A 24,985-nucleotide genomic window follows, 5' to 3' on the forward strand; every position below is an offset into this window, starting at 1 on the left:
ACGATCACTGACTTGTTCCGTGGCATTTACACAGAAATTCTTACAGGCTCTCAATTTCGTTTTTTTCAAGTGCGACTTGTTCCGCCAAGTCTTCTTTACTAAACACCCCGGTCGTCAAATTGACACAGCGAACACGTTTTTTATCTGCACCTTTTCCCATCGTCAAGCGAGTTTCTTTAATATTAGGGAACTCGCTATGCAGTCGAGAAAAGAACTGAGGAACAGCACAAGCCTGAAAACCGTTTTCACGACAAAATTCTTTATAGTTCTCGTACAAAATAGCTTTGTCGTTATAAGGTTGGTCAGAATGTGAATAGCTCACCCCGTTTGACTCAACCCAGTTGCTTACATTATTTGATTCAATTTTTGCAGAGCGAACCGCTTGTTTTGAGGCTTCAGGAATTGTGAATTTTCCGTCTCGCTCCAACTTTTGCAAACCTGCCAAAGCCCAATCCAAAACAATATGCAATTCGGACTGAATAATTTTCTGATCGAGATCAAGAACGATTTTGTCACCGGTAAAAGTCTGGTTCCATTCCACCACATGTAGTCGTCGCCAGAACGCATCGGACTGGTCGGTCAATGCAGGTAAATGATTGGCGCAAATAATGAACTTAGCGATATTCTGATAGCTCAATACATCCTTAAATTTTCGGTTAATGGAAGTCGTGCCACCAGAGATTAAGGATTTCAAAACCTGCTGATCAATCTTTCCTTTTGGCGTCTCGTCACAAACAACTAGGGTCGCACCGATAAGATTGGACAAATTAAATCCTTCCAATTTATCCAACTGCATAGCAACGGCTTTCTCGTGAAGTGCCATCACAATATTAAGCATGGTGCTCTTGCCATTGCTGCCTTTTGCGCCAATCCATAGGTGTCCAGTTTGGTGCTTAACATGAGAGCATAGTGTATAGCCGACATAGGTCTGCACCAATTCACGCACCGCAGGATCAGGCAAAGAGGATTCAATAAACTTGGCAAATAATGACTGACTTGGAACAGGTGCTGGCACGTATTCACCAAGTGGTGCTGTCGTCTTCACTGGGACACAATGGGTAATGCCAATATGTCGCTCTGGGCGGGTCAATGAAACAGAAAAATCATTATTAAACTTAAACCAGCCACCATGCACAGGAACGACCGTACCGATTGGTTTTTGTGGCAATGGATTTGCAAGTAACAAAGCCGTTTTCACACAGCTTTCGGCAGTTCCCGCATTGGCTCGCTGTGGAATATTTTTTCCCAACCACAAAAGTGCATGGCGGGAATTATCGGACTCTGTTTGCAATTTCCAAAAGCTGGAATTCCAGCAGTAAATCAATCCATCTTTCTTGGCAACAGCAGAATCGCTCTCCATCATTTTTGCATACTGGAATTCGGCTGCAATTTTTGTTTTGCTCGTTCCAACAGGTGGGTTCTGCCCTGCCGTCGGTGTCATGTTAGTTTGGATATTCGTGGTTCCCACGGTGACAGGTGCATCACCAAATGGGTCTAAACTTCCTTCATTCAAATCGTCTTTTGTATTCATAATCTTTTCCATTGTTTTGAGTTTTTGTTTTCCATGGATACGGTGGAACTTCAAAGCCTGCACCCGCAGACCTGAACCGTTGTGTCACCATGAACCCTGCGGCAACAGGGTTCTACACATAGGTGCGTCGCTGTGATTGTGAGTGGATCGCTATTAGTGGAAATTCGCTAAACAGCCAGAGTCGTCTTTGAAGTGCAACTTCACAGAAAAGTCATTTCCCGATTGATTGCACTGGATGGACTGAATATCTGTAACGGAATAGCCCTTATGGGCAATATCAATAATCAAGGCAAACATAATGCCCATTGCTTCGCCAGTCATGTGTTCATATAACCCCTCGGTCAAATTTGTCCAAAGTGATAGGCTGATTGGTGAAAGGTTTTTATCCAAAACAATGCCTGCTGCGTCAGCGATATCTTTGATTGTTTGAATACCTGAAATGGCTGAACGGACCGGGTGTTTTTTGTGTTTGATAGACATAATTTTTCCTTTAAAAATAGTGGATTGTTTTGTTTTTGTTTTTCCATATCTCAGGTTTGATTTTGAGATTTTGGATTGCCGCTACTCCCGGCAAAGTCGCTCTATTTTTTGGAAATTTCGTCGCTGTATTTTTGTTGCGGATTTCTGCAACTACTAACCCACTTTTATTGTTACCTGTCGTGGGTTAATTATTTCTATGCTGTTTTACACCTGTGCATAGACGGTGGTGATTGCTGGGTCGTTTCTGACATAACCTTGCCTTGGCTTGGCAAAATGCTGTTCAGGAATGATAGTGACAGCTTGGATTTTTCTGATATCCAATAGCTTCCAGCCTACTTCGTCAGTACAGCTTGTCCCACCTATTTGATAGCCTCGGACAAATTCTTGTCCTGCTGAATTTGCGCCATAAACATGGGCTTCAATAATTCTTGGTAGTCCCTTGTAACAGACCATCAAAGTCTGTTTATTTTTTATCGCTTCTTTGATTACTTGCATACGATTTCCTTTCGTTTAAATGTTGATTTACTTCTCCTTGTGCTACAAAACTACCTTGTTAAGCGATGAATCTGTATCGCTGAATGTACTGCTTAATCAGTTGTATAGTGCTTCGTAATAGGCATTGCCAAAATTTTCAAAGCGATCTGTTTGCCCGTCATACGGAAGGTCGGTATCACCTGATTTCATACGTTTTTCTGCTTCGCAAAATGTTTCAAAACGAGCGATATAGGGTGCGTAGCGACTTCTAGGCTCATAATTTTCCTTAAACCACTCTATCGCCAATTCTTCGTTGAAGGCACTTAAAATGACCTCGTTGAACTCTCCCATATCCCAGTAACCAATCACATATTTCCTTAACTGCCCAAAGTCCTTTTCGCATTCATATTTGAAGGTTGGGCAGCCGTTTTTCGTGAATTCGTCTTCGGTTACGGTGTTGTAATGGTCGTTCCATTCGTCTTCGGTCAACCTACAAGTCTTAATGAATTCAAATGCACTAAGCCAGAGATCAAAATCAAAGTCATCATTGTTTTCAGTGTTCATATATTTCTCCTCGTCGTTAAAAAGTAGAGTCATGATATCCCGTTGTTTGCTTAATTCACATGGTACGTTTTTCAAAACGTGCGACTCGTTTTCTCTCTCTTCTTACTCAAGAATTGTTGGGCATATTAATGGAGCCATACAGAAATTGAATCGGCATGTTTTGCAAAACGTGCGTCTCGGTCATCCTCTTTTATTATCAAAATTCGCCGCGAAGCGAAGCGTACCAAATCGTGCGAAAAATTGAGTCCGCATGTTTTGCAAAACGTGCGCCCCTGTTATAGTTTCGCAAAAATGTATCGATCAGAAAAAAGGCAAGCATGGTAAAGACAAGCTCAAAGGTTGGCGGAAAATTGGTAGGGGTCAAAAGGTTGAAAGTGGATACTTGGTTCGCAGCGGTTATGCAGGCAAGTCAACAAACTAAAATTGAACCGCTCGTCGAATTTCTGTCAATAAACGGACTCAATACGAATCGTGATAAGTGGGATCGCTGCAAAAACTCTGAGGCTGTCCCGTTGGCGAGTTTTGTTTTGGAGGTAGATAAGGTCTTACCCGGCACAGCAAGTATTCTTATGGCTGGTGTGGATAAGCTACCACTGTGGAAGGTGTTGGATAAAGACGAGAGTGTTTGCAAGCGAACAGTATCCAGCTTGCTAGCTGATGCGAGGCTATATCAATCTGGAAAAAGCGTGGCGCAAAAATGCCACTCGCTACTTGAATATATGGTTGAGTTTCAGTTTGGCGATACTTGGTCGTGTTCACATCGTGACTTGGATAAGTTAGTGGCTAGCCCTACCCAAAATGAGATTGCAAAAAGCTGTAAGGCCAAAAATTTGGATAGGCGCACTATGCTAGCAATTGTCGCCCTATGGATTCTTGCTCAATCAGGAAGAGACCAAAAGGCAATCAATTACACGGACTATTTTTTGCTGGGAATTTTGGAGCAGCCGTTGACCGAGCGATTTGGCAAGCCGATTGCTGATTTTGTCCTTGATATGTACCGTGAGGCAGGATAGATTTATACACTTTGTCCATTTTCTCGGACTGAGATATGGATTTCCATTCAGACTAACTTGAATAAGTAAAGAGTCTTTAAGTAAATTCACACGAGCCAGCGGATGACTTATCTACTCTGTTCCTTGCGGCGCGTTTATTCAGATGAGGACATGACGAACCAACTATGTCTCTTCCGAAAAGAACATCGCTTTATTTCCCTAGCTATCGTTTAGGACTCTTCTTTCGCTCTTGCCGCCTCCAATTTTGTAGCAAAAAACATAAGAGCATATGCAATGTCATCACACAATATATGGAACTTCTCGACAAAATTAGTTGCTGAATTTAGCGGCTTCACGATAGCATGATCAGCTTTAATGCGGTACCCCTTCACCTCATCAATGATGATCGTAGCCTTTGGCTCGATCCCTGCTTTTGCTTCAAGTAATTGGAGCTGCTGGAACGCGCTCAATGCTCTTTTGGAACTATGGAGGAACTCATCTTCCTTTGTATTAAAATCTTCGACCAAAATTTTTCTAATAGTGGGTGCTACCAGGCTATCTGTACCAATAATTTTAAAGAGCTCACTACACGCATCAAAAAACGACTTCTCCGTGTTCTCGACTGGGACCCTCAAATGCGGATTGTCTGTGTGCCTGAACAAGACAAGTTTATCCAAACTACGATTTACATATTTCACTGCTTCTACAAAGTTTTCCAACGGATTTTCATATTCTACAAAAGCACCATCAAAAGTTCTTCGCATAAACTTGGAATAGTTCTGATCAAGGCTAGCAACCTCTGGATTAGAGATTTCAAAACCATGCCAAAAACGCTGCTGTGCATCATCAAGACTAGCGAGATCTTTAAATGGAACTAAGACCGCACTTCTTCCATTTGCGAGCTGACGCCGCCCAAACCTAACATAAATATGTGTTGACTCATCGGCTGTATTAGAGCGAATCGATCCACCTGAGAGAGAATCTTCAACATCGTAGAACTCTGGTCTATCAAGATATTTTGTAAGCACTTCTTCGGAGAAGTATACCAGCGCATATTGATGTGATCCTTTATGGAGTCGTTCAACATAAACAGGTAGTCCAAGCCGTGCGAGATCCGATTTGTAGAAATAATCAGTCAGAATTTCGGGGCTGGGAAAAATGACATGGGCTATCGTCGCTTTCTCTGCAATTTTCAGTCCGGCTTTCCCGATCTTCACGATGAAGAGTTCTACATTTTTGTTCAATTGGCATTTACCTGTAACCTCTAAGGCAATCATTGCTTTCATCACTTTGCTATTGGACGATCCAACAAATTTCGCTATATCAATACTGGTAGTGCCAGCATGCGTTTTGTTCCATTGCTCTACGGCGCAATCAAGTACCTTTTGATCTAGGGTCTTCACCATGTTTTTTAATTTTCAGTCGTTATACTTCATCAAATGTTTTACTTAGGTGATCGCGCAAGCTAAATGCTGTAATTGAAAGAATTAATCACTTTCTATAACCTCGGTACTAACGGACATTTGTCGGACTATGCCCCTTTGTATAGTTACAGTCTGTTCGTTTCATCTATAGTTACCGTCTTGGATCAGATTTTCCCATCACTTTCTTCACCGTCTTTGATAGTGCCTTTGGGTTTGAATTTTTCGCTAAATCTCTCAACCATTTCAGCAGAGTTTTGGTACTTCAAAATATTTTCCGCGAGATTTGTAATCTCTTCTGCCTGAGCAAATAGATTTCCAGCAAATGCCCTGAGCAAAAATAAGTGCGACAAATTCACACTGGAAGTTTGAGGGTTTACCTTCTTCGGCGCTGTTTTTTCTTTTTTGAGTTTAACCTCTGGCTCCGCAGTTTGCTGCACCGAGCCAGTCAACAAAAAATCAGCGATATGGAAAATGGAATAGTAAACATTGCGTCCAATGTTTTGATGTGGAATCGGGAACTTCTTTTCTTCCCTGAGTTTGCTTTGCTGTTTTGGTGAGATGGGGATTTCTTCCGCCAACTGCTTGGGGGTCATCACAAGTTTGCCATTGGTCTTACCTTTGAGATGTTCAATTAGTTGGTTCTGAATTTCCATTCTCTCTCACTCATAAAACTGCTGAAAAGGTTATAATGATGGGCTTGGGGTCGCCATCGCACAATGGATAGTGCAATCCCCTCCTAAGGGATAGATGCAGGTTCGATTCCTGCTGGCGATACCATTTCATATCTAGCCAAACATCCGCAGCAAATTCCATTCGCAATACTTGTTATTTTAATCGTCAATGATATGTCTTGGCGAATTTCACTCGTCCAAACAAAATAGATTAAATTTTTTGGGACAAATTTGGGACAAAATGGGACACGAAATCAGGGGAAACGACGGGACTTAAACGGATTTAAATGCTTGAATTTATTCAGTTTTTTATTTTTTCAAGCGTAGAATAGTTCGCTTAGGAGGCATACGTTCTATCCATTGAACTACGGCGAGACACGGTGCGAACAACGCCGGGCGCTGTTCAGCAAGCCCGCCATCTTACCTGAGCAGCCCCTAACAATCAATCAAGGCCACATCAAGATCGCTAAGCGCCGTGCTGCCTGTCGTACAATACGGGTTTTCTCCAATGTAGTCCGGCATGATCTGCCGTACTGATCTCACAGGTATTTATGGCAGTTATCTCATTAAGCGATGCCCAACTGGCATTCGGTCACGTTGCTCTGCTCGATCATGCAGAGTTTTCTCTTGAAACCGGCGAGCGCGTCGGTCTGATCGGCCGTAACGGCACCGGCAAATCTTCTTTGCTGAAAATTATCGCCCGCACTTCAAAAATCGACGATGGTCTGCTGGTGCAGCAACAAGGTCTGAAAATCGCGTATGTGGAGCAGGAACCGCAATTTGATCAGAACATCAGTGTGTTTGACGCGGTGGCTTCGGGCCTCGGTGAATTACCTGCGCTGTTGCAGGAGTATGAAAGCCTGACCGGCCAGTTCGGAGGCGACAACGATGATGCGCTGATGGAGCGTATGCATGACATTCAGGTTAAGCTGGATGCGGCCGATGCCTGGAGTCTTGGCAATAAAGTCGAAACCACGCTGGATAAACTCAACCTCAGCAAAGACGCCATCATGGGCACCTTATCGGGCGGGATGAAAAAGCGCGTGGCGCTGGCCTGTGCGCTGGTCAGTGCGCCGGATGTATTGTTGCTCGATGAACCGACCAACCATCTGGATTTTTCCTCGATTCAATGGCTGGAAGGATTGCTGAAAGATTTCAAAGGCAGCGTGCTGTTCATCACACATGACCGTAGTTTCCTCGATAATGTGGCGACGCGCATTGTTGAACTCGATCGCGGCAAGCTGACCTCGTATCCCGGCAATTTCACCACCTATCAGACCCGCAAAGCAGAACAACTCGAAATCGAGGAAATCGAAAACGCCAAGTTTGATAAATTTCTGGCGCAGGAAGAAATCTGGATACGCAAAGGTGTGAAAGCCCGCCGCGTGCGTGATGAAGGCCGTGTCAAACGTCTGGAACAATTGCGTCTGGCACGCAGCGCACGACGCGAATTGCAAGGTCAGGTCAGACTTGATGTCACTACCGGCGAGCGTTCCGGCAAGATCGTGGCGGAACTGGAAAACGTCAGCAAATCCTTTGGCGACAAGGTGATCGTCAAAAATTTCTCCAGCATTATTCTGCGCGGCGATAAGATCGGTCTGATTGGTCAGAATGGCGCCGGTAAAACCACTTTGCTGAAACTGATACTCGGTGAGGAGACACCGGATAGCGGCACCATCAAGCAAGGCAGCAAATTGCAGATCGCGTATTTCGATCAGATGCGTGCGCAGTTAAACGATGACATGAGTCTGGCTGACACGATTTCGCCGGGCAGTGATTTCGTTGAAATTAACGGCCAGCGCAAACATGTGATGTCGTATCTGGGCGATTTTCTGTTTGCGCCTGAGCGGGCCCGTTCACCTGTCAAATCTTTGTCCGGCGGCGAACGCAACCGCCTGTTGCTGGCGCGCCTGTTCGCCAAACCGGCGAATGTCTTAGTGCTCGATGAACCGACGAATGATCTCGATATCGACACGCTGGAATTACTCGAAGAATTGCTCGAAGAATATACCGGCACCGTGTTCCTGGTCAGCCATGACCGGACTTTCCTCGACAACGTGGTCACGCAAGTTATCGCATCCGAAGGTGCTGGCCAGTGGCGCGAATATATCGGCGGTTACAGCGACTGGGAACGGTACAGCAATTCCGTCGCTAAATCTGCGGTGAAAGCCGACAGCAAACCCGCTGCCAATGTCACCACGACAGCACCAACGGCGACAGCCCCTGTCGCTGCAAAAGCAAAAAAACTCAGCTACAAAGAGCAGCGCGAACTGGAAGAATTGCCCAAGCTGATTGCGCAACTGGAAGCAGAACAAGCTGCGATTACCGCGAAACTTGCCGATGCTGACTTGTATAAAAATGGCCCGGACGAAGCGAATAAACTGAATGCGCGCTTTGCCGAGATCGATGAAGAACTGCTGACCGCGCTGGATAAATGGGAAGCTATCGAGGCCAGAAGCAAAGGCTGAATCCAATCGCAGTAAAACAAAGAGAGGTGCACAGACGGCACCTCTCTGCATTTGGACGACAGGAGTCACTATGAAGACACGATGCAATCTTTTCTCAGCATCAACCGTGCTCGGCAGCTTACTGCTGGTTCTCAGTATGACGACAGGTGCGCAGGCGCAAACCCTGTACCGCTGCGGCAATTCATATCAGGACAAACCCTGCGACAAAGGCCAGAAAGAGCAGATCTTAGGCAAGCTCGCCACCACAGACAATACAAATAAACCGGTGGTCGATGCATCGTGCCGCTTGCGTGGGGAAGACGCTAAAAAAATTATCTGGATGCGTGAAGCCGGTGCGACGCAGGAACGCGTTTTGTCTGAAGCCGGCACCGAAGAGCGCAAGAAACTGATTAATGAAATTTATGCACAACGTGGCAATGCTGCGGATGTGCGGGCTGCGGTTGAAAAAGAATGCATGGATGAAAAACAGCGTGCAATGAATGCCGCAAAGCCAGCAGCACCAGCCACGCCAGCGACACCAACATCAGCCTCGGCACCTGCTGCCAACGAAAAAGCTGCACCTGCAAGTGCCCCCGACAATGGTGAAGCAGCGCGTAAAAAAGCGATGTGCGATAAGGTGCGTGAAGCACTGGCGAGTCTGCGTCAGGGCGGTAATGCCGGCAATGCGGACAAAGATTTGAAAGGCATGGGTTGCGATCGCTGAACCGTGTCAGCACTTGAGACTTTGCTGTCCGCAAGGTTTTGAACTTGCCCGATAGTGCCCAAATACGGCCAAAGACACGCCCACATGCCTTAAATATACTCCCCCCAGTATATTTTGAAGCCCTTTATTTATAATGAGATAAAGGCGATTTTATTAAAAAAGAGGGGGAGTATCTGTATTGACAGAAAAAAACCGGCGCATACGTCAGAGCGCCAGCCAGCACAATCTGCAGAGAAATAATCAGACAAAAATCAGACAAACACCGGTTCAATTTCCAGCGTGACCGCAAACTTCGCCAGCACATCCGCCTGCACCGCCTGCGCCAGCGCGCGCACTTCTGTGCCACTCGCACCGCCGCGATTCACCAGCACAAGTGCCTGTTTTTCATAAACACCGGCACGTCCCAGATTTTTTCCTTTCCAGCCGCAACGCTCTATCAGCCAGCCGGCCGCCAGTTTGTACTCGCCAGATGCCTGCGGATAACTGACCAGATCAGGATAGTTCAGCAATAGCGCATCACGCTGTGCCGCGCTCACCAGCGGATTTTTGAAAAAACTGCCGGCATTCCCGATGACCTGCGGATCGGGTAATTTCGCCTGACGTATCGCGATAACCGCATCGCTGATTGCACGTGGTGAAGGGACACTGATCGCTTGCAATTGCAGATACCGGGCAACATCGGCATAGCCGATTTTTGGCTGCCATTGTTTGGGCAACGCAAACTGCACGCTGGTGATTGCCACGCGGTCTTTCAGCGCATGTTTGAAAATACTGTCGCGGTAAGCGAAGTGGCACGCCGCCTTATCCAGCGCCAGCGTCTCGCCGCTTGCAAAATCAAAGGCTTCGAGTTGAAACAAGGCGTCCTGCACTTCCATGCCATATGCGCCGATATTCTGTATCGGTGCCGCGCCGACTGTGCCGGGAATCAGGGATAAATTTTCCAGTCCGCCCAGCCCCAGCGCCAGCGTCCATTGCACGAACGCATGCCAGTTTTCACCGGCCTGCGCCTGCACATAAACAAACTCTGCGTCTTCACCGACGATGGATTTTCCCAGCAAATCCATCTTTAATACCAGCGCATCGACCTGGTCCGACAACACCAGATTACTGCCGCCACCCAAGATCAGACGCGGCATGGCAGCGAGTGCAGGATCGGCGCGCAGCGCACGTAACTGATCGACGTCGGTAATGGATAAGAAGTAATTCGCCTGCGCCGCAATGCCAAAAGTATTGTACGGTTGCAGCGAAACGTCGCGGGAAAAAGAAAGATTCGTCGTCATAGAGTGCAAATTATAGCTGCTGCGCTTTGTGACAGCCGCGCTTTTGATAAAATGGCACACGTTTATTTATTTCACCAAGGAAGCACCATGCCCTCATTTGATACCGTCTCTGAAGCAAATATGGAAGAAGTGAAGAATGCGGTCACGCAATCGAACAAAGTCATCACCAATCGCTTCGACATGAAAGGCACCAGCGCCAAAATCGAACTCAAAGACAAAGAGCGCGAAGTCGTGATTTTTGGCGATACAGAATTTCATCTGGATCAGATCATTACCGAGCTGACACAAACCATGGGGAAACGTAAAGTGGATGTACGTTTCCTGGATTTCGGCAAAGTCGAAAAAATCGGCGGCGACAAAGTAAAACAAGTCATCAAGGTCAAAAATGGCATTGAGACTGAAGACGCGAAAAAAATCGTTAAAGTGCTGAAAGAAAGCAAAATGAAAGTGCAAGCCAGCATACAAGGCGACGCGGTGCGCGTTCAGGGTGCCAAGCGTGATGATCTGCAGGCAGCGATGGCCTTGCTGCGTAAGGAAATCAAAGATCTGCCTCTGGAATTCAATAATTTCCGTGACTGATTTCTGAAGCGGATATCACAGACAATGCAAATATTGCGCGATATCCGCGTTCTTCAGCATGCCGTACAGATACCGAAAGTCACTATGAAACGCTTTGCCCTGCTGCCACTTTTCCTGTGTTCACTGCCATCGTTTGCAACGGATGTCGGCGTCGTCGGTTTATTCCCGGGCAAGGCGATACTGGTTGTCGATGGCGCACCGCCTAAGGCTTATGCGGTAGGCAGCGCGCTGAGCAGCGACACCAAGCTGGTTGATGCAGATAGTGAATCCGCCACCATCGTCAGCAATGGCAAACGCTACGTGCTGGTGATGGGACAAACTGTACACCGCTCGGCTGCCAGCAGCGGTAACAGCGTGGTGCTGAAAGCCGGCGACCGCGGGCATTTTATGGCACCCGCCGTGATCAACGGCGTCAGTGTAAATATGATGGTCGATACCGGCGCCAGCCTGATTGCCTTGCCCGCTGCCGATGCTACGCGTATCGGCCTGAATTACAAAGCGGGGCGTATGGGACGTGCCAATACCGCCGGTGGCGTCGTCAATACTTATCTGATTAAGCTCGATACCATCAAAATCGGCGACATTGAATTACATCAGGTGGACGCGTCCGTCATCGAAGCGGGCCTGACGGTACCCTTGCTGGGCATGTCGTTTCTGAACCGCATGGAAATGCGCCGCGAAGGCGATCAGATGACCCTGAGCAAACGTTTCTGATCAGGATCATCCGCATAGGCCCCACGTACAGACGCCAATAATGTAACGCTTACGCTGATTGTGCCTCGACCACACGACGCTGTCTGACCGCTGCCGCCAGACCTTCCAATACCTTGACGCTGGAATCCCAGTCGATACAACCATCGGTCACAGACTGACCATACACCAACTCTTGTCCCGGCACCAGATCCTGACGTCCGGCTACCAGATGTGACTCAACCATCACACCAACAATACGCGTGTCACCAGCAGCAATCTGGGCGCTGATATCCGCGCAGACCGGAATCTGGTTTGCCGGATTTTTCGAGCTGTTCGCATGGGATGCATCGATCATCAGACGCGCCGCCAGACCGGCTTTCGCGATGTCCTTGCAGGCAGCATCGACGCTAGCTGCGTCATAGTTCGGTGTTTTTCCGCCGCGCAGGATGATGTGGCAATCTTCATTACCATTGGTCGCCACAATCGCGGAATGTCCGCCTTTTGTCACTGATAAAAAATGATGCGACTGCGAGGATGCCTTGATCGCATCGACCGCAATTTTGACGTTGCCATCGGTACCGTTTTTAAAGCCGACTGGACAAGACAAGCCGGACGCCAGCTCGCGATGGACCTGCGATTCTGTGGTACGGGCACCAATGGCACCCCAGCTGATCAGGTCAGCAATATACTGCGGGCTGATCACATCGAGAAACTCCGTACCTGCAGGCAAGCCAAGTTCATTGATATTCAGCAGCAATTCACGCGCAATACGCAGGCCATCATTGATGCGGAAGCTGTTATCCATGTACGGATCATTAATCAAGCCCTTCCAGCCGACGGTGGTGCGCGGTTTTTCGAAATACACGCGCATAATAATTTCTAACTGACCAGCAAAACGCGTGCGCTGTTCCGCCAGGCGACGTGCATATTCCATGGCCGCTTTGGTGTCATGAATCGAGCAGGGACCAATCACCACCATCAGACGATCATCTTTACCGTGCAGAATATTGTGCAAGGCGGTGCGCGCGTGCGCTGCGGTTTCAGAGGCTTTCACAGAACAGGCAAACTCACGAATCAAATGTGAAGGTGGAACCAGTTCTTTCATTTCGCGTATGCGTAAATCGTCGGTACGGTGCATGTTCTCTCCTGTGTCTTTCAAGTATAAATAAGTGCAAATGGCTGAATTCGTGGCAAAAAAAAACCGCCATGACTGGCGGTTTTTTCAGAAATCTGGTTGAGCTTTTTTTCTTTGTGCGCTTACCTTCTTCCTACCGCCTGAGGCTTGGAATAGCTAAAGTAAAAAAAGAAAAAGAAGTAAGCAAGTTTCATAAATTAGGCGTTTGGCTTGAATCGCTATATTAAATTTTGATAAAACTTAAAAAGTTCAGCATTGATATTGCATCAAAAATCAGCAATTGGCAAGCCAAATCCCCTTATTTCGTATTTATTTTTTCCAGAGCGCTGGCGGTTCCGGCGGAATATCGCCTTCGGGATATACATTCACGATGGGTTTGCTCTGCTCTTTCAGTTTCACTTGCGGTACGTTGCGCGCCATCCACTGCCGCATATTCGTCAGATTGGTCGCAATATCACGGCGTTCAGGATTGAGTCTGACCGCGCGCTCCAGCAAATTCAGTGCGTTTTCATAATCGCCCTGCGCTGCCAAAGATACCGCCTGATTGTTCAATGCAGACGCATCAAATGGATTCACTTTCGCTGCTTCCGCAAATTTTTTACTCGCGGCAGCCGCATCCCCTTCCGCCAGATGAACCCGCCCCTCTGACTGTAAATCTGCAGCATTTACAAAGCTTGTTAACAGCAGCGCTGCCGATGTGACGATCAGTGTCTTCATGATAGTTTTCATCGGTCAATTTCCCAGATAGTAAGGCTTAGGAGCAATCGGCGGAAAGGCGACCTGACCTCGCCGCGGCTCAAAGGTATAACGGATATACAGCATGCCGCTGGCATCGGTAAAATCGCCCGAGTTATCGGCAGAGAATCGGCCGCCCAGTGTGAAATGCGGCGACAGCAAATACTCTAAGGCGCCGGAAATTTTGTACTGCAATCCGGTATGCGATTGCCCCGCATAGCTGCTGGCAATATTCAACGCTGGATTCGCCGCCGCAAATAACTCAAGCTCGGTCTGATCTGCACTGATCAAAGGGTAATACGGTGTCGCATCTTCACGGAAATGCTGAACACCGACCGATGCACCGGCCTGATATGACAATTTGCCATAACGTCCGCTGATCTCGAGCGGTACATTCAGCGCGACATACGATTGCGGGCTGAAATACCCGCCGTGACCGTAAGTAAAATAACGCAGATTCTTTTTATAGAAACTTGAATTCAAACCCAGCCCGGTTGTCACTGTGGTGTCTTTGGTTCGGTAAGCACGCCAGTAAATACCTGCACCCGCATCAACCTGCGTGTTTTTGACGACGTTTTTACCATTGATGCCATACAAGCCCAGCGCGCCGTACACGCCGCCATCCTCGCCATCGTAGGACGCATCGAGACGCAAGCCATTTCTGGTGACGCCGCCCCAGTTCAGCCCGTACAGGCTGTCTTTTGCGCCTGCATACGACAAATAACTATCCGTCACTGACCGACGGGACAATTCAGCACTAAAATTAAGACCATCCGACTGTGTGCTCCAGCGCAGTCCGCCGACAACATTCTGGATAGGGAAGTTCAGCGGGCTGGAGCCAACATCAAGCTTCACACCCGCCAGTTCGTAACTCATATTCAGCGCGACACCTTTCGCCACTTGCTCGATGGAAGACGCATCCGATAAGCCACGTGTTCTGGCTTGTGTTGAAAAAGCGACTTTGGCGAATTTTGCCTGTTCATTGAGTATGGCATTACGCCCGAACTGGCCTGCGATATTTGCATCATTCAGTTGCAAGGTACCGGCATCAATCACGACCGGAATCACCTTCAAGCCAAACTGACCATAACCCAGGGTCGTGATATGTGCTTCTATCGGTGTTTCCAGATCTTTTAACTGAGATAAACCACTTTGACCGCTGCGTGCTCTGGCGGAAAACCCGGCGGTGACTTCGGAGCGGTTCAACTCATTCAGAGCATCAATCTCTTTGATCAGTGCCGCCTCTTCCGGGCTGACAGACGAAGTTGACGTGACTGAATTTGCTTTGCGCCCAGTCACAGACGTCAATGGCGCTGCATTTTTCACCTCGGCTCCGCTGGCAGCATATCCGCTCACAACAGGAGTTGCTGGCACCGGATTGTTGCGCGATACCGTTGGAGTCGGAGATGGAGCTACTGATACTGCTGGTGTTGCTGGTGTTGCTGGTGTTGCTGGTGGTGCGCTCGGCACATTCAGCAATACCGGTGCAGACGCTGGTTTGCTGACGACGTTGCTACTTGCAGCCATTCCTGAATTAACCGCGGCGGCAGGTACAGTCGGAGTGACAGGTGTCGCCTTTATCATGGCCGCACTCGCTGGTGCAGCGGCAACGGCTGCGACCGGTGCCACTGCGGCCGACGTTGTGGCAGAGGAATTTGCCGCAGGCAACTTCGCTGCCGGCGACGCGACAGCAGCATATTGCGGACCAAGTTGCGGCACTTCCTTCAACACCGGCGGTGTGCGCGGAGCGGCTGTAACCACTGTTGGCTGCACAGCAACTTGCGCCGCTGCCGGAACAGCATCTGCCTTACGTTCGGCAAAAGGATTGACTTTGAAATTGTTGAGATTGTTGGCAACAGAACCCGGCGTGACCAGACGCAAACCATCAACACCGGCACCTGACAATGGTCGCTGCGCCTGCTCCAGTGCCAGAGCTTTTTTGAAGTAACCCAGCGCCTTGCTATTGTGTCCCTGCGCGCGCGCGACATTACCCGCCAGCGCTATAAAGCGTGGATTCTCCGGCTGCATGCGCATTAATTTCTCAAGATAATTTTCGGCGCCGCTGAAATCTTTGATTTGTATTGCCGCAAAGACCAGTCCTTGTAAGACCTCTGGATTATCCGGATCGGTTTCCAGTACCTTGGTGTACAACTCTTTTGCCGGTTCAGTATCACCGGCAGACGAATAAATGCGCGCTAATGTCAGCAGCAATAAATTATCGTCCGGCGTCTCGATCAGATAAGGCTGGATATAAGCGTAAGCAGCGGCGTAGTCTTTCGCCTCTCTGGCGCGCTCGGAGTAGCGCATGGACAAAGCCTTTTGCAATTGCCTGAAGGATTTTACTTCGTCCTCCTGCAATTTCGGCATCGCTGCCACTTTACGCATCACGGCTTCGAGCTCTGCTTCCTGATTCGCCTGCATCAGGGTGCTGGCATATTGCAATAACAAACTGGCAGAAGGCTGCTGCGTATTTTGTACTGCCTGGCGTATCATGGCAAAACCGCGTTCGGTATCGCCTAACTTGATGTACAAAGCAGCGAGGGTGCCGATATACTCACTATCCGTTCCTGCAGCTGCTTCAATCTGTGTCAGGATATCCCTGACCTGATCGACATAACCACGTTTGTTCAGAAGATCAATCCGGTCAAGCTGGACGCGTATCCATAATTGCTTTTGCAACGCAAACATTTCTGGTTTGCGTGCGTTGGCTGGCACACGTTCTAGCGTTTGCAAACCCTCCCACCACAGTTGCTGCATCTGACTGAGCAAGGCACTGACGTACAACGCCTCCGCATCGGGCTTTTCAACATTCGTGAGCGCATCTAACAGTGCCTGCGCCTGCGGTGCCATGTCCCGTTTCAGATAAATTTTCGCCAGCGACATCCTTAACCAGGCATCTTCCGGTTTGATCAGTACCGCGTCTTCCAACACCCTTTGCGCACCGATGATATCGCCAGCCGATTCAAGTTGCTTCGCCTGCACTGCCATTTGCTCAGACTTCAGATTTGCGACGATCGCCAGATGACGAGGTAATAAATATTCGCCTAGTGCCTCAAGATCGCTGAGCCGCTTCTGCAAAACATAAATGCCAATCAGTCCGTCCAGCGCGCGCATTTCTTTTTTATCGGCGTTGAAAACACGTTTAAAGTTTTCTTCTGCGCCGGCCATATCATTCTCAGCCTGCAATGCTTCGGCAAGTTGCAAAATACCTGAGGGCTCGGTACCGTTAATCTCAATGGCTTTGCGCAATAAGGCGATTCCTTTTGCGCTGTCCGCATCCTCAAACGCCGTGCGCGCATCTTCGATCAATGCCCAGTAATTGGCACCATCAAATGCCTGTTTCCAATTCGATTTCGCTTTGGCGGATGAGAGATCCAAAGCTTTTTGCAGGAACTTACGCGCCTCAATAAATTCTTCCTGGCGCATTTTGACCAGCCCCATACCGCCATATCCGACCGGATCTTTAGGGTGAGACTTAATCAGTGCCTGAAATTCTTTCTCAGCGGTCGGCACATCGTTGGCATCCAGCGCTTTAAACCCGAGCGCCGATCCTTTTGCCAGAGGACTTTCAGGCTTGGGCTTGTTGACAGGACGGCGCTCTTCCGACGCATTACTTCTGGCCGGACGATTCACGCTGGCGAGTTTGTCCTGTATGGTTTTATCCTGGGGATGTTTTTCCAGATAGCTGCGGAAATATTTACTGTTGCTGCTTTGCAGTCCCATCCAGGTCAATGCCTGACGCCACGCCTCTTCCGCCTGTTTAGATACTTCGGCTTTGTTACTCAGATTTTCCAGTAACGCGAGTCCCTCTGGCCTGCTGGTCTCACGATAAGTCAGCACCTGCGCATATGCCAATGCATATTTATGATTGGAAGGATTTTCTTTCGTCAGCTTTTCAAGGCCTCGCTTTGCCTCGGCATAACCAGTTTTTGTCCCTGCCAGCACCTGATAATATTCAAACGCCGCATCACCTTTCAGTCGGGATGCATCGCCAAGCTGGCGATAACTCTCGGCTGCAGCTTCGGTATCGCCTTGCTGCGCCAGTCGTCTGGCATTTTCAAGCTGAGATTTACCACCGCCAGTACCAAGACTGATTGCTTTTTCAACTAACCGGATCTGCGCACTGCCTGCCTTGATTTCTATCAGTTTATTGAGGTGACTTTTTGCAAGCTCAGCATTGCCACTGTGGGCATCAAATATGCCTAAGGCAACCAAAGCCTCAATATTGTTCGCATCGACTTTCAGCACCTTGCGCCAGGCATCCGCCGCATTATCGTCGCGACCGCGCTGTTCCCAAAAGTGTGCCTGTTCAATTAATTTCTGGGTCAGAGGAGAGTTCGCAAAAGCCGTGCTGCATTCGACACACATCGCTAAAAGCGCCAACACCATCGCTTTTCTTTTGAAAACCATTACCATCCCCTATTCAACACTTAGATGAAGCGATCTCTGCCTCAGCTTACGATTGTGAAATCCGCTTTAAAAACTGACGATAAATTATAAACAGGCAGACCACATTCATGTGGTCTGCCTGCGTGAAATGACTGTTTTATTCAGTTATTTTTGATGTATCAATGTTGGTCTTTCGGCTCGTTCGCCTTCAGGCGCTGTGCTGCCTTTCTCCGTAAATAGCGGAACAGTAAAGCTGCAGCAATCAGTGAAGCCAGCATCAGGAACACAATCAGCACGACCGGTTTCGTTGACAGATTCCACTTCAGCCAGGTCCAGAACGGCAGATGACCGGAGTAATAAGTGTTACCAACCAGTGCGTTGACGACCCTGTCGCCTTTAATCAATACCAGATCGCCCTGGAATTGGCTGCGAAGATCGGCTTTGTTCAGACCATCGGTGACATCCAGCAGGCCACGGGGGCTGCCAGACGTCACGACAACAACACTGTGACCACTGGATAATGGCGATTCAAACTGCATGACGGTACCGAATGCACTGCCGGTACTGGCTAACATTTCACCGGATTTACGCTCGAGTTCATCCAGATCTTTGCCAGCCCAGCGTGCCAGAACACGTAAAAACCCCGTAGGTAATTGCAAACGGTTCCCTGTCTCATCGATGGTCAGCGGCATATATTTTGACCATTGTTTCAGGAGAGGTTGATTACCGTTAGTCGCAATAACGAGCAGATCTTTATTACTGTGTTTCTCAACATCGCTGCCGTAGATCAGGCTGTTGTTGGTGACCGGATAGCCGGTTGACTCTCCCATACGCCCCATCAGATTGAAAAAGACTTCCAGCTCCTGATTACTGGCGCGCTCAGGAAGAATAACCGCCGATTCGGACAAATCTGCAAATTTTGTGAACGGGAACCCGGCGTTCGCAACATAGGCGAGATTAGGGTAAGTCGCATAGTGAGGCATGTGAGAAAAATCGATAGTCGAATCCGGATCTATCGTGGAACGTACGTTATCCAGATACACGTCTTTACACGCGCCTTGCTTAGGATAATCGTAGAAGAAATGAAATTGCAGCTGATTTTCTGCACCGATTCTGAACGTCGGCACCTGAATTTCTTCCTGAGCATAACGCAAGCCCGACTTAAAGAACAGCATCACGGATTCTTTGATTTTGCCTTTTTCAGGTTCTGCACCGGACAAAGATAAGGCGCGGACAAATCCGTCATTGATACCGATATTCAGCGTGGATTTGTCAATAGTTGGTCGGGGTGTGAAACGATAGCGCAGATCCATAGGTACGCCCTCGGTCTGCCAGGTGAACAGATCCGGTGCTACCCGCATGTTAATCCTGATCAGATCCGGCGTCAGACCATTTACCTGCAGGCTCTGCAGCGGGGTCAGCTCACCGAATTTCACAGGCCGGGAAGTAGGTAGCCATTTAGGAGCATCATAGGCTTTGCGGATCGCCGGTTCTTTAAAGTTACGGATGATTGCCGTCTGCCCGGCGAGCGCGGTCTGCCCCAGCGTCAGGGCCTGAACTGCGATCTTCAACTCAGCGTTATCGCGCCCTAACACCAGCAATAATTTTGTTTTCGGGTTCTGTGGATTAGGCACGACCATCAAAGTCGGACCGCTGATCACGGGTAGCTGCACACCGGCCGGCGCTTCCTTGGTCGTAGCGAACACGATCGCATGCGATTTAGGCATGCCATCTGCAACCGGGAAACGGGCTCCACGATAGGAGGCCAGATGACCGAACCAGGAAGCCACGACACCGGCATTGCGCAGCAATTCCAGTGATGCGCCACCAGGCAGCACAAAAGGCAATTCCAGCAATTTGGAATCACGTTTATCAAAAAACGGACCTGGTAACAGCGCCAGATCATTCGCCAGATCTATCGTGCTGACGGTCAGTTCCAGCTGCGTCGTATTACTGATTTTCGCCCACAAACTGGAATGATAAGGGTCTTCGCAATCTCTGGTGTAATGTCCTATCAGCTTGAAACTGAGCTGATTAAAATCGGCGAAATAACGTGGATCGATATTGTCTTCACGAACGATGCCTTTGGGATTATCTTTCGGTAAAGGAACAACACTGACCAGCTCATTGTTAACTGAGATTTTGATATGCGACAAATCCGGCAGCAACGCAGGTGAATACGCAATACCATAACGTATTTTCGCCGCAGTGATCACTTCGTCACTGCGGACAGTGAAAGGAAACGTACGCTCGCCCTCAACACCGCGTAATTCGATATTGGATCCCTGCCCCATTTGCTTAAGGCTGATGGTATACACTTTCTGGCCTGGTGCTGCTGTTGAAACGGCGACCGGGGCGTCGCTGGCGGCAATTTTTTCTGTCTCTTCTGTCTGCGCTTCGGAAGATTTGCGCTTCGATTTTGCAAAAACATCGTCGTGCGCAGTCACACTCATGCCAAATGCAATCGCCAGCGCAAGTGTGGTGTTGACCGTTTTTTTCCAGGGCAATGTTGATTTCATGTTTTTCACAATGTTCGCTTCAGTAAGTGTAGTCATGTGCTAAGCGCTTTTTTTTCCGAAATACTGTTTCAACCCGGCTCCAAACTGAATAAAGCCGCGCAGGCTGTGATAGGCAATTTCTTTCAGACCATTCAGAGGATGATCGAGATCACGTTCTTCAGACCAGTTCAACCAGACATCGGCCCTGCCAATGGTGCAACTGATCAGATCCATCTGCTGCTGCAAATTCAGATTCAGGAACTGCAGACTCAGCAAGTTCTCTTTTGAGAAAATGACTTTCGCCGGAAATAAACATTCCCCGTTCGTGCCATACAGCGAAATCATCGCCTCTTCGCCTTTCTCTAATTTGAAGCCTTCAGGTATGCGAAGCGACATTCCACCCATAGAAAAATCTTCAGTCTGACAGACGAAGGAATGTCCATTGTGTAAGCGCAGTGTCGCATTCAGTACGGCACGCACCCGATGAGAGCGCCGCACCTGCTTGGACTCGGTTGCTACAGCAAGTGTCGCACCGAGAATAATCAGATTGTAAATTGTCCACAGCATGTTCAGCAAAACCGTATCCAGCTCATAACTGTTCCACCAGATCGCTCGTCCGATACCAATAATAAAACCTAAAATATTCAGCGCCAGCATGACCAGATAGGGTTTGGAAATAACCCAGTCAAAGTGCTCCTCTTCAACCAGACCGCCCTTCGCGGTCACGTTGAACTTCCCTAATTTGGGATTAATCAGAGCAACCATTGTTGGACGGAAAATATACCAGGCCAGGGTGGCTTCATACACCTCGGCCCAGAACGAATGCCGATGTGCTCCCTGAATACGGGAGTTCGTCAGGTTGGCGTGCAGCAAATGCGGCAACGAGTAAGCCGCAATCGCAATCGCCGACGCCTTGATGATATGTACTTCAAAAAACAAATATGAAATCGGCGCCAGCAGAAAAACCATGCGTGGCAAGCCGTAAAAGAAATGCAGCATCGCATTGCTGTAACAAAGTCGCTGACCGAAAGTCAGGCCTTTGCCTAACAGAGGATTATCCACCCTGAAAATCTGCGCCATGCCACGCGCCCAGCGTATGCGCTGCCCGACGTGTGCCGATAAACTCTCAGTCGCCAGCCCTGCCGCCTGTGGCAATGCCAGATAAGCGGTGTTATATCCGAGCCGCTGCATTTTCAATGCAGTGTGTGCATCTTCGGTCACGGTTTCGACGGCAATCCCACCAATTTCTTCCAGATAGGTTCGCCGCAGAATTGCGCAAGAACCACAAAAGAAGGTAGCGTTCCACAAATCATTTCCATCCTGAATCAGGCCGTAAAAAAGCTCACCTTCATTCGGCACATGCCTGAACGTATGCAGATTTCTCTCAAATGGGTCAGGGGATAAAAAATGGTGGGGTGTCTGTACCATCGCCAATTTTGGATCAACCAGAAACCACCCCATCGTATATTGCAGAAATGAACGGGTAGGCATGTGGTCGCAGTCAAAAATGGCGACAAACTCACCATTTGTCCGTTTCAGCGCAGCATTGATGTTGCCTGCTTTCGCATGATTATTATCGGCACGCGTGAAGCACTGGACGCCGACGGTCCGGGCAAATTCGGCAAATTCAGGGCGCCGTCCGTCATCCAGAATGATGATATTCAGTTTATCTTTGGGCCAGTCTATGCCCATTGCTGCCATAACGGTCGGTTTAACCACCGCCAGATCTTCGTTATAAGTCGGGATGAACAGATCAACAACCGGCCAAGTCGATGTATCTGCCGGTAAGACGGCAGGTTTGCGTCTGAGCGGCCATGCAGTTTGCAGATATCCGAGCAATAACACCAGCCACGCATAAATTTCCGCAAGGATCAATACCAGAGCGAAAAATAAATCGACCAGATTTTCGGTATCGATTGTGTAGTTGACCCGCCAGTAAATATATCGGCTCGTTGCGCTGACGGAGAACATCACCATGATCAGAGAAATCAGCGTTCCCGTGTAACGGCGCAAATACATCGCGGTAGAAAATATCACCACCGAGAAAAAAGTCTGATACGGCAGTTCCATGGGCATACTGATCGAGACCCAGAAAAGCACGGCAGCAACGATCAGCGCTGAAACCCGGGACAACTTGGAATTCCAGCCAGGCCAGTTGACCATCAATCGCCCAAACTCATTGAGCCGGCCGTATAAATATCGCGAATTCAGTATCGAGCGCATCAATCAACCAGTCCGAAATTTTCTTGCAGCCATACAGCAAGTTGCTGCACATCGTGTGTGGCGGAACTGTGTTGTGCATAGTAAGAAACGGGAGTCTGGCATGCCAGCGCTTCACTGACAGCCTCATCCTTGTGTATCGTGGAAGGAACAAACTTACCACCTAAGGTCGAGCGCAGCATACCGTGAACATCACGACACAATTGCCTGGACGCATCCATCTGATTCAACACGTAGCAGTAACCAAGAAAATCCTTCCTTCCGGCTGTGTAATATTGAATCAAAGATTCGATTGAGGGCACCGTCGAATAGGACGCGGCGTCAGGCTTGAGTACAACCAGACCGATATGTGCAACGCTCAGCACTTGCTGCAGATAAATGCTTGGCCCTGGCGGAGTATCAATTAAAACGACCGTTGCCGGGTCCAGCGATAAATCACGCAGATGCAAATACAACCAGTCCGGATTACTACGGACTGTATCTTCAAAAACTTCCCGCTGATCTTCCTCAACGGTACCGTATGGTAAGAAGTCAACGCCATAAGTGCTTTCATAAAGCACATGCGTCCAGCGGTCATCTCTCAGACTGCGCATGGCAATTCCTGCTACATCATCGTAAGGCATACCGAAATGTAGCCTCAGCGCATTTTGCGGATCCAGATCGAGCACCACCACCTTGGCGCCCATACGGGCAAGCGCTGAAGCAAGATTTGCTGTCACCGTTGTCTTTCCCACGCCTCCCTTCGGAGAAATAACAGCTACCACTCTCATGATTTGAAGATTTTTTTGAAAAAAGAATTTACTGGAGATTCGGTAGTTTTCGCCGGTTCAGGCTGAGCGGCAAGGCGCTTAAACACCGCTGAAAGCGGTTGATGCTTATCGGTATGTACAGGCAGGGCGACACCATTATTCTGAGACTCAGCTTGCACAGCCGTCGTGCTCACCACACTTGCCTTAGGAGTACGGAACAAACTATTCATTTCATTTTTTAACGGCTCTTCCTGTTTGGAGAGCACCATTTTTTGCTGGGGTCCTGACTGGAAAATGCCTGGCGATGCAAACGTAGCCATTGCCGGAGACGTCGTTTCCTTTTTCTTTACTGAAGGATGACCAGACTCAGGTATATCCGCACTGCTACTCCGGTTAAACAAGGGCTTACGATGAACATCAGGAACCGCCTCCTGTTTCAGGGATGGTGTCATACGTTGCACCTCAGAAAACTCTTCATTGTCCGCCGAAGCATGATCTGGAATTGCATGAACCCAGACATCACGTAAAAGCGGCCAGCGTTTTTTCGCCTGCTCGCTTTCAACTTCGCGGCTTATCTCTTGGTACGCTGTCGCTGGTTGCCCAAACTTTTGAAAAAGATTTTTAACGTCATCATCCATAATCTTCACAGCCCTTTTCAATTTCTTAGTGCGTCATCATCCGACAATCAACGACGTGTGAAATATGTCGGTTCATCGGGCTGCTTCTTTAATTCGTAAACAAACAACTGGCCATCTTCCAGAGCATCTCCGCGCTGCGTTAAGCAGAGCGATTTATCCATGCCGAGATTGTCAAACAACTGTGCATAGACGCCCTCAAGCAAGGCTGGAGACCATGTCAGCGCGTCCGCTCCAAACGCTACTTTGACAGGCGAGGCATGATGTTCCACGATCAGGCTTTCTGGCTGCTCAATCAGTTCCATCCAGCCCCAGTTGGTTTGCGACCAGTAAGAATTAATGCCGTCTTCAAGGGCTTGCAAACTAGTGCCGTCAAGTGCAGGAAAGGCAGCAGCCATCGTCCGTCCCATCTGATACATAAACGCCCGGAGATCCGGAACGTCACCTTTTGAGGCAAACTCAGCAGAGAACGCGGCAAGAAACGCTTTCCATTGAATCGCACACTGCTGAGATTCGTAATACTGCACATTTTTATTCAACATACTTGGGTACTTCCATTCATTGTTTCGCTGACTTTCCAGCCCCTGATCTCTGGAACAAAACCTAGTTTTTCGTCTAAAACTGTAACACCCGCCGAAAGTAATCGTCCAGCAAAACACCGTAAAAGAATGTCAACAATTCATAACTGGACAGAGATCAACTTCAGTACAGACGCTGTTTTGAAAAATAAGTTTCTTATTAAAAACATTACTTCGCGCTAGATCA

Annotated in this window: 21 protein-coding genes and 1 tRNA gene; 7 read left to right on the forward strand and 15 right to left on the reverse strand. The window is 48.5% G+C overall.

The features are described 5' to 3' along the window. Positions 1–40: 40 nt before the first annotated feature. The 4 genes from ACOTSW_RS03320 to ACOTSW_RS03335 form a co-directional block, all read right to left on the reverse strand. Positions 41–1,531: a DNA primase family protein gene (locus ACOTSW_RS03320; RefSeq protein ID WP_423680988.1), complete on the reverse strand. Its 1,491-nt coding sequence runs from the start codon at positions 1,529–1,531 to the stop codon at positions 41–43. A 153-nt stretch (positions 1,532–1,684) separates the two neighbouring features. After that, complete coding sequence (locus ACOTSW_RS03325; protein ID WP_423680989.1) at positions 1,685–2,011, reverse strand: hypothetical protein; 327 nt, start codon at positions 2,009–2,011, stop codon at positions 1,685–1,687. 204 nt (positions 2,012–2,215) lie between these two features. Beyond that, complete coding sequence (locus ACOTSW_RS03330; protein WP_423680990.1) at positions 2,216–2,506, reverse strand: hypothetical protein; 291 nt, start codon at positions 2,504–2,506, stop codon at positions 2,216–2,218. 96 nt (positions 2,507–2,602) lie between these two features. After that, complete coding sequence (locus ACOTSW_RS03335) at positions 2,603–3,049, reverse strand: hypothetical protein (RefSeq protein ID WP_423680991.1); 447 nt, start codon at positions 3,047–3,049, stop codon at positions 2,603–2,605. A 317-nt stretch (positions 3,050–3,366) separates the two neighbouring features. On the opposite strand from ACOTSW_RS03335, the gene ACOTSW_RS03340 reads away from it, so the two are divergent. Next, positions 3,367–4,062 (forward strand): hypothetical protein, encoded by a 696-nt coding sequence (locus ACOTSW_RS03340; RefSeq protein ID WP_423680992.1) that lies wholly within the window; start codon positions 3,367–3,369, stop codon positions 4,060–4,062. A 209-nt stretch (positions 4,063–4,271) separates the two neighbouring features. Here the strand turns inward: ACOTSW_RS03340 and ACOTSW_RS03345 are convergent, their stop codons facing one another. Together ACOTSW_RS03345 and ACOTSW_RS03350 are read right to left on the reverse strand one after the other, a co-directional pair. Then, positions 4,272–5,444: a hypothetical protein gene (locus ACOTSW_RS03345; RefSeq protein ID WP_423680993.1), complete on the reverse strand. Its 1,173-nt coding sequence runs from the start codon at positions 5,442–5,444 to the stop codon at positions 4,272–4,274. Between the two features lie 185 nt (positions 5,445–5,629). After that, on the reverse strand, positions 5,630–6,118 hold the full coding sequence (locus tag ACOTSW_RS03350) for a hypothetical protein (RefSeq protein ID WP_423680994.1): 489 nt from the start codon (positions 6,116–6,118) through the stop codon (positions 5,630–5,632). Positions 6,119–6,167: 49 nt separating this feature from the next. On the opposite strand from ACOTSW_RS03350, the gene ACOTSW_RS03355 reads away from it, so the two are divergent. The 3 genes from ACOTSW_RS03355 (at position 6,168) to ACOTSW_RS03365 (ending at position 9,307) form a co-directional block, all read left to right on the forward strand. Then, positions 6,168–6,242 (forward strand) — tRNA-Arg (locus ACOTSW_RS03355). Positions 6,243–6,687: 445 nt separating this feature from the next. Further along, the gene (locus ACOTSW_RS03360) at positions 6,688–8,604 is read left to right on the forward strand and encodes an ATP-binding cassette domain-containing protein (protein WP_423680995.1); all 1,917 of its coding nucleotides are present in this window, start codon (positions 6,688–6,690) and stop codon (positions 8,602–8,604) included. 70 nt (positions 8,605–8,674) lie between these two features. Further along, entirely contained in the window at positions 8,675–9,307 is a 633-nt protein-coding gene (locus ACOTSW_RS03365; protein WP_423680996.1) for a hypothetical protein, read from the forward strand. 251 nt (positions 9,308–9,558) lie between these two features. On the opposite strand, the gene murB is transcribed toward ACOTSW_RS03365, so the two are convergent. Further along, complete coding sequence (gene murB, locus ACOTSW_RS03370; protein WP_423680997.1) at positions 9,559–10,587, reverse strand: UDP-N-acetylmuramate dehydrogenase; 1,029 nt, start codon at positions 10,585–10,587, stop codon at positions 9,559–9,561. An 87-nt stretch (positions 10,588–10,674) separates the two neighbouring features. Here murB and ACOTSW_RS03375 point away from each other — a divergent pair, with 87 nt between their 5' ends. Continuing rightward, positions 10,675–11,166: a YajQ family cyclic di-GMP-binding protein gene (locus ACOTSW_RS03375; protein WP_423680999.1), complete on the forward strand. Its 492-nt coding sequence runs from the start codon at positions 10,675–10,677 to the stop codon at positions 11,164–11,166. A gap of 84 nt (positions 11,167–11,250) precedes the next feature. Next, positions 11,251–11,880 (forward strand): retropepsin-like aspartic protease family protein, encoded by a 630-nt coding sequence (locus tag ACOTSW_RS03380; RefSeq protein WP_423681000.1) that lies wholly within the window; start codon positions 11,251–11,253, stop codon positions 11,878–11,880. Positions 11,881–11,929: 49 nt separating this feature from the next. Here ACOTSW_RS03380 and aroG read toward each other — a convergent pair whose 3' ends face one another. Beyond that, positions 11,930–12,997: a 3-deoxy-7-phosphoheptulonate synthase AroG gene (gene aroG / locus ACOTSW_RS03385; RefSeq protein WP_423681001.1), complete on the reverse strand. Its 1,068-nt coding sequence runs from the start codon at positions 12,995–12,997 to the stop codon at positions 11,930–11,932. 68 nt (positions 12,998–13,065) lie between these two features. Between aroG and ACOTSW_RS03390 the strand changes: the two genes are divergently transcribed. After that, positions 13,066–13,221, forward strand: a complete 156-nt coding sequence (locus tag ACOTSW_RS03390; protein ID WP_423681002.1) for a hypothetical protein — start codon at positions 13,066–13,068, stop codon at positions 13,219–13,221. Positions 13,222–13,303: 82 nt separating this feature from the next. Here ACOTSW_RS03390 and ACOTSW_RS03395 read toward each other — a convergent pair whose 3' ends face one another. The 7 genes from ACOTSW_RS03395 to bcsD all read right to left on the reverse strand — a co-directional run bounded on the left by ACOTSW_RS03395 (position 13,304) and on the right by bcsD (position 24,762). After that, positions 13,304–13,723, reverse strand: a complete 420-nt coding sequence (locus ACOTSW_RS03395) for a tetratricopeptide repeat protein (RefSeq protein WP_423681003.1) — start codon at positions 13,721–13,723, stop codon at positions 13,304–13,306. A 3-nt stretch (positions 13,724–13,726) separates the two neighbouring features. Then, positions 13,727–18,139: a cellulose synthase subunit BcsC-related outer membrane protein gene (locus tag ACOTSW_RS03400; RefSeq protein ID WP_423681005.1), complete on the reverse strand. Its 4,413-nt coding sequence runs from the start codon at positions 18,137–18,139 to the stop codon at positions 13,727–13,729. A gap of 158 nt (positions 18,140–18,297) precedes the next feature. Then, positions 18,298–20,673, reverse strand: coding sequence for a cellulose biosynthesis cyclic di-GMP-binding regulatory protein BcsB (bcsB, locus tag ACOTSW_RS03405; protein ID WP_423681007.1), 2,376 nt, complete (start codon positions 20,671–20,673; stop codon positions 18,298–18,300). A gap of 3 nt (positions 20,674–20,676) precedes the next feature. Further along, entirely contained in the window at positions 20,677–22,779 is a 2,103-nt protein-coding gene (gene bcsA / locus ACOTSW_RS03410) for a UDP-forming cellulose synthase catalytic subunit (RefSeq protein WP_423681009.1), read from the reverse strand. A 59-nt stretch (positions 22,780–22,838) separates the two neighbouring features. Next, positions 22,839–23,606 (reverse strand): cellulose biosynthesis protein BcsQ, encoded by a 768-nt coding sequence (gene bcsQ, locus ACOTSW_RS03415; RefSeq protein WP_423681011.1) that lies wholly within the window; start codon positions 23,604–23,606, stop codon positions 22,839–22,841. Next, positions 23,603–24,223 carry a cellulose biosynthesis protein BcsP gene (gene bcsP, locus ACOTSW_RS03420; protein ID WP_423681012.1) on the reverse strand — a complete coding sequence of 207 codons (621 nt, stop codon included), beginning with the start codon at positions 24,221–24,223 and terminating at the stop codon, positions 23,603–23,605. Before bcsP ends, bcsQ begins: the two co-directional genes overlap by 4 nt. 47 nt (positions 24,224–24,270) lie before the next feature. Then, entirely contained in the window at positions 24,271–24,762 is a 492-nt protein-coding gene (gene bcsD, locus ACOTSW_RS03425; RefSeq protein ID WP_423681013.1) for a cellulose biosynthesis protein BcsD, read from the reverse strand. Positions 24,763–24,985: the final 223 nt, after the last annotated feature.

The organism is Undibacterium sp. WLHG33, from assembly GCF_049544815.1.
Lineage (GTDB): Bacteria > Pseudomonadota > Gammaproteobacteria > Burkholderiales > Burkholderiaceae_D > Undibacterium.